A 12391-nucleotide genomic window follows, 5' to 3' on the forward strand; every position below is an offset into this window, starting at 1 on the left:
GTCTACTAAATGAAAGAGGCCGTCTCCATTCAGGAGACGGCCTCTGTAGATTCTTTTCCTCGTTATTATTTCTTGTCAGCCTGGATCCGCTGCTCGCGGGTTACCACTTCCCACGCGGTGTAGAATACGGCCTGCGCGCGTTTCGCCAGCAGGTCGAATTCGATGCGGCTCACCTCGTCGGTAGGCTGGTGATAATCCTCGTGAATGCCGTCAAAATAGAATACGATCGGAATGTTGTTTTTCGCAAAGTTCCAGTGGTCGGAACGGTAGTACAACCGGTCCGGGTGGTTCTGGTCGTTGTACGTGTAGTCAAAGAGGAGGTTGGTGTAAGTCTTGTTAGCAGCTTCGTTAATGTTGTGCAGCTCGGTAGAAAGTTTGTCAGAGCCGATGACATACACATACGGCGCACTGTCCTTGTGCTGCGGGTCGCGACGACCCACCATGTCGATGTTCAGATCGACGACAGTTTTCTCCAACGGGAACACCGGGTGTTGCGTATAGTAGTCCGAACCCAGCAAGCCCTTTTCCTCGCCCGTTACCAGCATGAACAGCATGCTCCGGCGCGGACCCTTACCCTCTTTTTTTGCAGTAGCAAAGGCTTTGGCCAGTTGCAGGACCGACACGGTGCCCGAACCATCGTCGTCCGCACCGTTGTTGATCAGGTCGCCGGTGCCGCTGGACCGCTTGCCGATGTGGTCATAATGCGCTGTCACCACGACCAGCTCGTCCTTCTTGTCCGTACCCTCCAGGTAGCCCAACACGTTGTCCGTTTTAAGCACCTTCACGTCCATCGCGGTTTTATAAGTCAGGGACGTAGGCTTTATCTTTTTCAACGCGCCTTTCTTAGACTCCTCGTTGGTAGCCTTCAGCAGTTTCTCTTCGGACTGGTTCAACGCCTTGGTGGCCGTGGCCGTTGAGACAAAGAAAATCCCGGAGCTGGCAGAATTAGCCTCGGGTTTCTTCAGTGACAACGCCCCCCCGCCCAGGTAGCCCTTAAACTGGTTCACCAATTCCTTGAAAGCATCAGCTTTGTTGTTCCAGAGCAGCACCATACGGGCCTTGCGCTCGCGGGCAATAGCCATGGGGTCGCGGAAGTTTTCCTCGCTTTCCACCAGGATCACCACAGCCTTATTTTCGACCGAACCCAGTTGGTCAAAGTCTTCCTTGCGCCCCCTGCCGGCAAACACCAGCGGAAGCGATACTTCGCCACCCGAGTCGCCGTTGCCATAGAACACCACGTCTTCGAAGTTCATGAACTTCTGCTGACCGGCTTTGATATAGATGTCACCAGGAATGCTGGTGTACAGCTCAACGGGCTGGTAGTAGCTATTGCCGTTTACAGGGCCGGTCAGACCCAGCTCCTCAAAATGCGCCTTAATAAAAGCAGCTGCCATTTTCTGGCCGCGTTTGCCGGTCTCGCGTCCTTCCAGGGCGTCAGAGGCCAGGATCGAAAGATTTTCTTTCAGGTCTGAAGGGGTTATCAGGTCACCATATTTCTTGGCAACGGGATCTTGCGCCTGGAGCCTGTTGCCCGCCAGGACGCTCACCAGTACAACGAATAGGATCAGTTTCTTCATGATGGTTAATGAGTTTGTTAAAGGTGTTTTAGTTTGCAATATCAAAAAGTAATGATGAACGATCAAAGAGGTCAGCGAGGAAAGATGATGGGGTTTTATGAAGGGTTCCTTGACGCCCTTTGGGTGGGAAACGCCGGCGGAACCCCGGAACTACTAGTGGTAAGCTAGGGTTATAAAAGAGGAAAGCTATGCCAAAGCCGGGGATTACCCGTATCAAAGCTATACCAAAGCCATACTTGAGCTATCCCTGACATATAGTAACGATACACAAAACCCTATATACCCGCTCGTGAAACAGCGTATTTGAAACGTGTAAACTTTTTACTTCCTGGGGAAATGCGCTTCAAAAACTTCCCGAGTCTTTTCCTTACCTTTGCAGCCTTACAGACGTTTGTCTTTTGTTTATCCACCTAAAATATTGAAAATCAATAACTCAGATGAAAATAGACTCGCAGTACTCCGAGAAGTTTGAAAGCCGCCACATAGGTCCCGATGCACGCCAGGTAGAAGAGATGTTGAAGGTGATCAAAGCGCCATCGATTGAGGCACTGATCGACCAGACAGTTCCGGCAGGAATACGGTTGAAGAAGGCACTCAATCTTCCGGCGGCGAAATCTGAGTTTCACTTTCTGCAGGAATTTAAAGCGTTGGCAGCAAAAAATAAAGTGTATAAGTCGTACATCGGCACCGGCTACTACAACACCATCACCCCCGGCGTGATCCTCCGCAACATCCTGGAAAACCCGGGATGGTACACCGCCTACACCCCGTACCAGGCCGAGATCGCACAAGGTCGCCTCGAAGCGCTGATCAACTATCAGACATTGATCATCGACCTCACCGGCATGCAGATCGCCAACGCGTCGCTGCTGGACGAAGGCACCGCCGCCGCCGAAGCCATGCACCTCTTGTTCGCATCGCGCAAAGCCTCTAAAAAGAACGCAACGACCTTCTTTGTAGACCAGCATACCTTCCCGCAGACCATCGACGTATTGCAGCTTCGCGCCACGCCCATCGGCGTAAACCTGGTCGTAGGTGATATCAGCACACTCGACGTTTCGTCACCCGAGCTCTTCGGCGTGTTCGTACAGAACCCCGACAACAACGGCGCCGTAAAAGACCACACTGCTTTTATCACCGCCGCGCACGAAAAAGACGTATTTGCCGTCGTAGCCGCCGACCTGATGAGCCTGCTGCTCACAAAGTCGCCCGGCGAAATGGGCGCCGACGTGGCAATAGGATCTTCGCAACGCTTCGGCGTGCCGATGGGCTTTGGCGGCCCGCACGCAGCGTTCTTTGCAACAAAAGATGAATTCAAACGCCAGATGCCCGGCCGTATCATCGGCGCTTCGATCGATGCCTCCGGAAACTCCGGCTATCGCATGGCGCTGCAAACCCGCGAGCAGCACATCCGCCGCGAAAAGGCAACCTCCAACATCTGCACCGCACAAGTATTACTGTCGGTCATGGCCGGCATGTACGCCGTGTATCACGGCCCCGAAGGACTGCGCAAGATCGCCGGCCGCATACACGGCCTCACCCGCGCACTGGACGCTGGTCTGAAAACCGCCGGACTCAAACAAGTCAACGAACAATATTTCGATACACTGAAAGTAGCCGTAGCCGACAAGAAAGCCGTCGAACGCGAAGCCTTGAAACGCGGTGTAAACGTGCGTTACTTTGCCGACAACCACATCGGTATCTCGCTGGACGAAACGACATCAGCCGAAGATGTATCGCTGCTCCTGGAAATCCTTACCGCGGCCGAAGGCAAGAAAGCCGCCACCGTATCCCCCAACGGCATGGAGATGAACTGGCCCGCCGCGCTGTTGCGCAAGACGCCCGTCCTCACACACCCGGTGTTTAACATGCACCACTCCGAGCACGAAATGCTGCGCTATATCAAGCGCCTCGAAAATAAAGATCTGTCGATGGTACACTCCATGATCTCGCTGGGATCCTGTACCATGAAGCTGAACGCAACCGCCGAAATGATCCCGGTAACATGGCCGGAGTTTGGCAACATGCACCCCTTCGCACCGGCCGATCAGGCAGCAGGCTATGCCGACCTGACGACCAACCTCGAAAACTGGCTGAAAGAAATTACCGGCTTTACCGGAGTATCCCTGCAACCGAACAGCGGCGCCCAGGGCGAATACGCCGGCCTCATGGTCATCCGCGCGTATCACCTCGATCGCGGCGACAGCCACCGCGACATCGCACTGATCCCCGCGTCGGCACACGGCACAAACCCTGCCAGCGCCGTCATGGCGGGTATGGATGTCGTTGTCGTGAAGTCCGACGAAGATGGTAAGATCGACGTAGTCGACCTCAAAGCCAAAGCAGCGCAATACAAAGACCGCCTGTCGTGCCTCATGGTAACGTACCCGTCTACCCACGGCGTGTTTGAAGAGTCGATCATAGAGATCTGCGAGACCATCCACGCCAACGGCGGCCTGGTATACATGGACGGCGCGAACATGAACGCCCAGGTGGGCCTGACGTCACCCGCCAACATCGGCGCCGACGTATGCCACCTGAACCTGCACAAAACGTTCTGTATCCCGCACGGCGGCGGCGGCCCTGGCATGGGCCCCATCTGCTGCAACGACAAGCTCAAACCATACCTGCCCGGCCACGCCGTCGTAAAGACCGGCGGAGACAAAGCCATCCAAGCCGTTTCCGCAGCGCCCTGGGGCAGTGCAAGCATCCTGACCATCCCGTATGCGTACATCGCCATGATGGGCGGCGACGGCCTGACCAACGCCACGCGTTACGCCATCCTGAACGCAAACTATATCAAGAGCCGTCTCGAAGGTCACTACAAAATCCTGTATACCGGTGCCAACGGCCGTTGCGCACACGAGATGATCGTAGACTGCCGCGACTTCAAGAAAGCAGGCATCGAAGTGGAAGACATCGCCAAGCGTTTGATGGACTATGGCTTCCACGCACCGACCGTGTCGTTCCCCGTGGCAGGCACCCTGATGATCGAGCCCACCGAAAGCGAACCCAAAGAAGAGCTGGATCGTTTTATCGAAGCGCTCATCGAGATCCGCAACGAGATCCGCGAAGTAGAAAGCGGCAAAGCCGACAAAGAACACAAGGTGCGGATGCATGGTCCACACCCCGCCGCGGTTATCACCGCCGACGAGTGGACACGCCCCTACAGCCGCCAGAAAGCCGCCTACCCGCTGCCGTTCGTAAAAGAAGCAAAGTTCTGGCCCAGCGTCAGCCGCGTAGACAACGCCTACGGCGACCGCAACCTGGTATGCAGCTGCTTACCACTGGACGAGTACGAAACGAAGGAAGAGACCGTAGAGGCATAATATCGCCCGACGATAATAATCCAGAAGGCTATTCCACAAGGGATAGCCTTCTTTGTAATTGCCGGCTAATTGCTGGCGCAAACGAAGTTGCTGGCGCAAGCGTATTGCTGGCGCAAGTCTGAGCGAAGCGGTGACTTGTGTCCAGAACTGTATGCAGTCTGTGACTGCCGTCTCAACACGCAGCGTTGCAAGGTGGCACGCTTCATGCTCTAAATGAAAATATATGATGGCACGAATAAATATGTATTTATTAGCAACAACAGCGCTCGCAGCACTGTTACTCCTCACCACCCCCGCCCACAGCCAGGCCTCAAAAGGCGTCTACAAACAAAAAAGCACCTACAGCGGCTTCCCGTCATTAGTATGGCCCAAGCTCTACACCATCAGTTTCGAAAAAGCCAAAGACGAGCTGGGCGAATACGATAAACCCATCTTCTCCGACGCCGTACGCGCCATGCAAGGCAAAGTCGTCACACTGCCCGGATATATGATGCCCTTTGAAAACGGCATCAAAGGAAATCACTTCATGCTTTCATCCCTGCCGATCAACGCATGTTTCTTCTGCGGCGTAGGCGGCCCGGAAACGGTAGTAGAAGTGTTTGCCCTGAAGCCCATGACCTATACCGAGAAACCCATCGAAGTAAAAGGTAAGCTGATGCTGAACGAGCGCAACCCCGACCAGATGATCTATATCCTGGAAAACGCCGAAGTGTTAGGAGAGATCGGGTTCTAAATAACAAACAACACAAAAGACAGCCCCGGAAAGTATATACCTTTCCGGGGCTGTTATTTTTTAATTCAGACCGTGCTGGTCGATAAGATATACCATCGCCGCCATTGATGCCGCGCCAAGCTCCAGCTCGCGCTTGCTTACTTTGTCGAAAGTATCAGCACGGGTGTGGTGATAGTCAAAGTACCGTTGAGAATCGGGCAGGAAGCCAAGCGTCGTTACACCTTGCGGCTCCAGCGGACCGATGTCAGCGCCGGCGCCTTCCTCGTCAAAGTCGGTCAGACCATACGGCGCAAAGAGTGGCTTCCAGCTTTTAATACGGGCCTTCGGACCTTCCGCGGCATTCATCGTAAAACCGCGCGGCGTAAAACCACCGTCGTCAGACTCGATAGCGGCAATGTGTTTCTCTTGCTTGAGCGCCGCCTGGCGCGCATACTCCAGTCCACCGCGCAAGCCGTTCTCTTCATTCATAAACATCACCGCGCGGATCGTGCGCTTGGGTTTGTAACCCATCATCTTCATGATCCGCAACACCTCCATCGACTGCACACAGCCGGTACCATCGTCGTGTGCACCCTGTGCCAGGTCCCACGAGTCCAGGTGGCCGCCCACGACAATGATCTCGTTCGGATACTGCGAGCCCTTGATCTCACCGATCACGTTAAAAGACGGAGCATCCGGCAACGTCTCGCAGTGCGTCTCGAAATAGAATTGAAGATCTTTTTCCGACACCAGTAACTTGCTCAGCAGCTCGGCATGGCGCGTACTGATCGCAATCGCCGGTATCTTGGGAATATTAAGCGCATAACGCAGCGACCCCGTGTGCGGATAATCTTCCAGGTTGACACCCATGGAGCGGACAATCACACCCACCGCACCATACTTCGCTGCTTCCGAAGGGCCGAGCGCGCGCTGCTCTACGGCACCGCCATACGCCGCAAAAGTATTGATCTGTTTCGGGTCCATGGGGCGGTTAAAGAAAACGATCTTGCCTTTGATCTTCTTCTCACCCAGCTGTTTTAATTCTTCGAAGCTCTTTACCTCGATCACCTGGCCCGTAACGCCTTCCGGCCCCGTGCCCACAGACATGCCCAGGGCGCAGACATTCATTTCGATCGTGCCCTGTTTCTTGGAGTTTAATACCCGGGCCTGCTCCTGCTGGCCGCGTACCCAGTGTGGTACCATAACAGGCTGCAGCCAAACGCTGTCGGCGAAGTTCTCCATTTCGTGACGGCTCCATTCTACGCCGGCCGCCGCACCGGGCGATCCGCTCAGCCGTGCGCCGATGCGGGTAGTAAGGTATTCCAGCGCGGCGTAGCTTTTGCCCTGGCTGAGCTCCGTGTCAAAGATCTGGCGGATGGCCGACGCATCCGGCGACTGGGCCACCGCGGGGGTGGCTATACAAGCAAACAACAGCAAGCGTAAAGAGAATTTTATCATAGTTAGTTTAATCGTTTTGCAGCAGAGAGAATATACATGTGGTGATTCGGATCCTTGTCGTTGAGCAACAACGTACCTTCCAGCGTGATCGGTTTGGTCGTGAACGGGATCTTGAGCGGAGTCTGCACTTCAATGACCGTCTCCGGCCCCGCAGCCCCGCAGAAGAAACACAGGTTGAACGGCAACGCCGAAAGCATGAACCGGCCCTGGCCACCGAGCTCTTCCAGCGGAATGATATAACCCTTCAGGGTGATCTTCTTGTTGTGGAAGGCCAGCAGGGGAGGACTGAAGACTGGTACCTCCACGTCGTATCCGCTTTTATCTTTTCGGTTCTCGAACCGCACCTTGGCCAGGGTATCCCAGAAATTTTGATCCTGCGACACCACCACAACGGGCAGTAAGAGAAAGACGGAAAAGATAAAATGCTTCATGACATTTCAATGATACGGATTTTTGATGTTTTGGCGAAAGTAAATGTTGCGGTATACCGCATCTCTGAAAGTATAGCTTCTACAACGTGTGTTTCCACCCGAAAAATCTGTTTTTGTTTGTTCGGGCTCAGGCAAACCTCGTACTTCGTACTTGCATTTAGCGCATCACATGCATGGGATTTTTGTTTGAATCGTTTGCCGGCTGGAAGCAGTATAGCGAACAGACGGGATTATCGCTCCACCAGGTGGTACTGGAGTATGAACGCGAGCAAAAGAGCCGCCGGGAAGAAGAAACGTGGGACGGCCTGGCACAGGCGTGGAGTGTCATGAAAGAAGCCGTGCGCGCGGGCCTGGAAGACGAGATGGTATCGCGATCCGGTATGATCAACAACGGCGCCAAAAAAGTATACCGGTATCCAACGCCGGTATTGTCGGTAGAGTTTCAGCAGTTGATCGCACGCGCCCTGGCCGCAAAAGAAGTGAACTCGTGCATGGGCCGTATCGTGGCGGCGCCCACCGCGGGTGCCAGCGGCATCATGCCCGGCGTGCTGTATACATTACAGGATATACATAAGATCGACGATCATACCATCCTCGAAGCCATGCTGATCTCCGCCGGCGTGGCTTTGATCATGGAGCAGAAAGCATCCATCGCGGGGGCCGTCGGCGGATGCCAGGCCGAGACCGGCACGGCTGCGGCCATGGGCGCCGGAGCCATTGTACATTGTCTAGGCGGCGACACCGACCAGGTATTCAACGCCGTGGCGATCACCGTACAGTGCATGCTGGGCCTCGTGTGCGACCCCGTAGCCGGACTGGTAGAGGTACCGTGCGTAGTGCGAAATGCCAGCGCCGCCGCCATCGCCAACAGCTCCGCGCAAATTGCCCTGGCCAGCGTCAGCAGCGTTATACCCGTAGACGAAGTGATCGAAGCCATGGGCGAGATCGGCGCCAGCATGGAAACCCGCTATAAAGAAACCGCCCTCGGCGGCCTGGCCGCCACCAAAACAGGACAAGCCATTGCCAAGCGCGTACTAATACACGACATCGAAGTGTTGCCCGATGAAGTGTAATCGCAATAACTCCCACAGCCCCCTAACGAATTATATCCGGCAACACCTCATTCCCAAAAAAGTAGATCAAACTACTGAAAATCACCGACCAGAACGCTGCGCTGACAAACATATAAAAGATCAGTTTCTCCTTGGGCGTACCAAAACTGATCGCCAGCACGCAACCGCCGATGGGTGTTAAAAAAACAGGTGTTAAGATAGCCACGCCCAGCAGCCCGTACTTTTGCCAGATGACAACGATCTTACGGCTGCGTTTGGAAAACAAACGGCGCTTGGTCCGGATCCGCAAAAGTTGCCGGCGCATAAAATCGCCGAAGAATGAAAAGAGCAATACTACCGTCATCATACCCGCCACCGTTACGAGAATGGTCGTCATAAGCGTAAGCCCGGCCGCATAGCCGCCCACCGGTCCAAGGATAAACTTGAACATGCTGGAAAAATAGATGGGTATAACTTTCAGGATCGATTCCCACATACGTGCCGTGTTGCCGGATTGCCGTTTCGCGTGCTATAATTTTGTGCCATAGCTCAGGTCGCCCGCATCGCCCAGACCGGGCACAATGTAAAACTTATCGTTCAGATTTTCGTCGATGGCGCACGTCCACAGAGAGTACGGCACGTTGACGTGCTGGGCCAGCTGCTTGATCCCTTCCGGGGCCGCCACCAGGGCAACCACGTGCAGATGCAGGGGCACGCCGCCCTTTTTGATCAGCAGGTTGATGGCATCGGTGGCCGAGCGCCCCGTGGCCAGCATCGGGTCGATGAGAATGACCTCCCGGCCCGTCAGGGGCGGCGTGGTGATATATTCCGTGCGTACAGTCAGTTCGTGGGCGAATTCGTCGCGGTAGGCGCCCACAAAAGCGGCGTCGGCGCGATCAAAGACGTTGATAAACCCCTGGAAATAGGGCAACCCCGCCCGCAGGATTGTGACCAGCAGCGGCTCCTGTTTGAGCACATTGATCCGCGTTTTGCTCAGCGGCGTTTCAACGATACGGGTGCCGTACAGCAGCCTTTTAGAAACCTCGTACGCCATGATCTCGCCTAGGCGCTCCATGTTTTTCCGGAAGCGCATCCGGTCGCGCTGAATGTCCTGGTCGCGTAGTTCGGCCAGGAACTGATTGGCAATTGAATTCTGTTCGCTGAGATTGAAAACCATGGATGCGTTTTTTTCTAAGCAAAATTTAGGATAAAGTTGTGGATAAAAACGCTAAACCGTGCGCGAATGATACAAGAATTCAAGCTTTTAAAGCAGCTGTGCGAGGTACACGCACCCTCGGGCCGCGAGGTGGCCATGAAAGATTTTCTCCTGCGCTACATCGCCAAAGAAAGCAAGAAGTGGAAAGTGAAGCCCGAAGTATACCACGGTGAAGAATTTCAGGATTGTATCGTGCTGAAGTTCGGCAAGCCGCGCACCGCCATCTTTGCCCACATGGACAGCATCGGGTTTACCGTGCGCTACTTCAACCAGCTCCTGCCCATCGGCAGCCCCGACGCCGACGCCGGCACCGTACTGGTAGGCGAAGACAGCCTCGGCGCCATCGAATGCGTGCTGGAGTTCGACAAAGACAATCATGCCTTCTATTCCTTCGGCCGCCAGATCGACCGTGGCACAGAGCTAACCTATAAAGTAAACTTCCGCGACAGTAAGATGTATATCCAGTCGGCGTACCTCGACGACCGCCTGGGCATTTACAATGCGCTGAAAGTGGCCGAGACGTTAAAAGACGGCGTCATTGTATTCACCTGCTGGGAAGAGCACGGCGGCGGCAGCGTCCCCTACCTGGCCAAATTTATTTATGAGCAATGGCAGGTGCGCCAGGCATTGATATCAGACATCACCTGGGTGTCAGACGGCGTCGAGCCCGGCAAGGGCGTAGCCATCTCCATGCGCGACCGGAACATACCCCGGCGCAGCTTTGTCGACCGCATCATCGCGATCGCCCGCAAGCGACAGGTAGATTTTCAACTGGAGGTAGAAGGCATGGGCTCGAGCGATGGCCGCGAGCTGCAGGTGTCGCCCTACCCGTTTGACTGGTGCTTTGTAGGCGCCCCCGAAAGCGGGCCACACACGCCCGACGAACGGGTGCATAAGCATGACATCCGCACCATGATCGAGCTCTATCAATGGCTTATGAAAGACCTGTAAAAATAGCACAGAACACCTGGTCTATTGGGTGTTACAAATTCTTCTATCTTTGTGCCCCCTTAGCGGGAGCACTATGCAAATAAAAGATCTGGCATTTAAGCAATTCATCAATAAATCGAAGATCCAGGAAGCGGTCCGCGGGCTTGCCCAGCAGATCAACACGGACTACAAAGAGAAGACACCCGTATTCCTCCCCATCCTGAATGGTTCCTTTATTTTTGCCGCCGACCTGATAAAGCAGATAGAAATTCCGTGTAAGGTATCATTTGTAAAGGTTTCTTCGTATGCCGGCACGGTAAGCTCCGGCCAGCTCAAGACACTCATCGGCATGGACGCCAGCCTGTTTAACCAGGATGTCATCGTGGTGGAAGACATTGTCGACACCGGCCATACGTTGCAGAAGATCGTAGAAGAGCTGAAAAGCCTGGGAACAAAGTCCGTAGAGGTCGTCGCGCTGCTGCGCAAAGAGCATGCCCGCGAAAAAATGATCAACGTAAAATATACGGGGTTTGAAATCGAAAACGAGTTCGTCGTGGGCTATGGCCTGGACTACGACGGTCTGGGACGAAACCTGAAAGAGATTTACAAAGCCGCCAACTAAATGCAAGCGATTGTAATTCGTGCGTCATTCCGTATCTTGGGCGGCTTATGTAACCTAAAATTCTAAACGACTACACAGATCATGATCAATCTCATTCTCTTCGGCCCGCCTGGGGCTGGTAAAGGCACGCAGAGCGCCAAGCTCATCGAAAAGTACTCGTTGACGCACATTTCTACCGGCGATCTGTTTCGTAAACACCTGAAGGAAGGCACGCCGCTCGGCAAGCTGGCCCAGGGGTATATGGATAAAGGAAACTTAGTGCCCGACCAGGTGGTGATCGACATGGTGGATGATAAGATTAAAAGCAGCGGCAACATCACCGGTATAATCTTCGACGGCTTTCCGCGCACCATTCCCCAAGCCGAGGCACTCGACAAACTGCTGGCCTCCAAGCAAGCGCCCATTAAAGTCCTCGTAGAGCTTGTCGTACCCGAAGAAGAGCTGCGTACACGCCTGGCCGACCGCGCCCGCAAAGAGAACCGCCCCGACGACGCCAAACCGGAAGTGATTGAAAACCGCATCTCCGTATACAAGTCCGAGACGGTAGCAGTAGCGCAATATTATAAAGATCATAAGAAATACGCCTCGGTTATCGGTGTGGGCAAGATCGACGAGATCTTCGAAAACATCTGCACCGAGATCGACAAAAGCTTATTAGCAAAATAACCCCGCATCGTGTCTGCACCGAACTTCATTGACTACGTTAAATTTTGCTCACGCTCCGGAAAGGGGGGCGCAGGCTGCCTGCACTTCCACCGCGAGAAATTTATCCAGAAGGGTGGGCCCGACGGAGGCGATGGAGGCCGGGGAGGAAGTGTTATCCTGCGCGGTGACGCGCAACACTGGACGCTGCTGCACTTAAAATACCGCAAGCACGTCATCGCGAGCAACGGTAATCCGGGCGAAGAGCAGGACCGCACCGGCGCCTCGGGCAAAGACGAGATCATACCCGTGCCCCTGGGCACGGGTATGAGCCTGTCGCGTATACACATCTCCGCGCCCCCGAGACTTCTTCTACTGGCGTATGCCCGCGTCGGCTTGCAAAAAAGAGGGCGCGGGGGGGG

The 12391-nt window shown here is 54.6% G+C and carries 11 protein-coding genes and 1 pseudogene; 7 read left to right on the top strand and 5 right to left on the bottom strand.

What is annotated here, in order from left to right:
• Positions 1-65: 65 nt before the first annotated feature.
• On the bottom strand, positions 66-1577 hold the full coding sequence (locus KK078_RS09325) for a M28 family peptidase (protein ID WP_254089991.1): 1512 nt from the start codon (positions 1575-1577) through the stop codon (positions 66-68).
• A 437-nt stretch (positions 1578-2014) separates the two neighbouring features.
• Here KK078_RS09325 and gcvP point away from each other — a divergent pair, with 437 nt between their 5' ends.
• Together gcvP and KK078_RS09335 are read left to right on the top strand one after the other, a co-directional pair.
• The gene (gcvP, locus tag KK078_RS09330) at positions 2015-4906 is read left to right on the top strand and encodes an aminomethyl-transferring glycine dehydrogenase (RefSeq protein WP_254089992.1); all 2892 of its coding nucleotides are present in this window, start codon (positions 2015-2017) and stop codon (positions 4904-4906) included.
• 223 nt (positions 4907-5129) lie between these two features.
• Complete coding sequence (locus tag KK078_RS09335; RefSeq protein WP_254089993.1) at positions 5130-5639, top strand: hypothetical protein; 510 nt, start codon at positions 5130-5132, stop codon at positions 5637-5639.
• Positions 5640-5699: 60 nt separating this feature from the next.
• On the opposite strand, the gene KK078_RS09340 is transcribed toward KK078_RS09335, so the two are convergent.
• Both KK078_RS09340 and KK078_RS09345 read right to left on the bottom strand, forming a co-directional pair.
• Positions 5700-7076: a M28 family peptidase gene (locus KK078_RS09340; RefSeq protein WP_254089994.1), complete on the bottom strand. Its 1377-nt coding sequence runs from the start codon at positions 7074-7076 to the stop codon at positions 5700-5702.
• A gap of 2 nt (positions 7077-7078) precedes the next feature.
• The gene (locus KK078_RS09345) at positions 7079-7507 is read right to left on the bottom strand and encodes a hypothetical protein (RefSeq protein WP_254089995.1); all 429 of its coding nucleotides are present in this window, start codon (positions 7505-7507) and stop codon (positions 7079-7081) included.
• A 173-nt stretch (positions 7508-7680) separates the two neighbouring features.
• Here KK078_RS09345 and sdaAA point away from each other — a divergent pair, with 173 nt between their 5' ends.
• Entirely contained in the window at positions 7681-8580 is a 900-nt protein-coding gene (gene sdaAA / locus KK078_RS09350; RefSeq protein WP_254089996.1) for an L-serine ammonia-lyase, iron-sulfur-dependent, subunit alpha, read from the top strand.
• Positions 8581-8602: 22 nt separating this feature from the next.
• On the opposite strand, the gene KK078_RS09355 is transcribed toward sdaAA, so the two are convergent.
• On the bottom strand, positions 8603-9055 hold the full coding sequence (locus KK078_RS09355; RefSeq protein WP_254089997.1) for a hypothetical protein: 453 nt from the start codon (positions 9053-9055) through the stop codon (positions 8603-8605).
• Between the two features lie 33 nt (positions 9056-9088).
• Positions 9089-9736, bottom strand: a complete 648-nt coding sequence (gene upp / locus KK078_RS09360) for a uracil phosphoribosyltransferase (protein ID WP_254089998.1) — start codon at positions 9734-9736, stop codon at positions 9089-9091.
• 66 nt (positions 9737-9802) lie between these two features.
• On the opposite strand from upp, the gene KK078_RS09365 reads away from it, so the two are divergent.
• The 4 genes and pseudogenes from KK078_RS09365 to KK078_RS09380 form a co-directional block, all read left to right on the top strand.
• Positions 9803-10726 carry a M20/M25/M40 family metallo-hydrolase gene (locus KK078_RS09365; protein WP_254089999.1) on the top strand — a complete coding sequence of 308 codons (924 nt, stop codon included), beginning with the start codon at positions 9803-9805 and terminating at the stop codon, positions 10724-10726.
• A gap of 73 nt (positions 10727-10799) precedes the next feature.
• Positions 10800-11327: a hypoxanthine phosphoribosyltransferase gene (gene hpt, locus KK078_RS09370; RefSeq protein ID WP_254090000.1), complete on the top strand. Its 528-nt coding sequence runs from the start codon at positions 10800-10802 to the stop codon at positions 11325-11327.
• Between the two features lie 81 nt (positions 11328-11408).
• Positions 11409-11993, top strand: coding sequence for an adenylate kinase (locus tag KK078_RS09375; protein WP_254090001.1), 585 nt, complete (start codon positions 11409-11411; stop codon positions 11991-11993).
• Between the two features lie 9 nt (positions 11994-12002).
• Positions 12003-12391 (top strand): annotated as a pseudogene (locus KK078_RS09380) (hypothetical protein); the annotation flags it as partial.

Source organism: Dawidia soli (assembly GCF_018598185.1).
Lineage (GTDB): Bacteria > Bacteroidota > Bacteroidia > Cytophagales > Cyclobacteriaceae > Ohtaekwangia > Ohtaekwangia soli.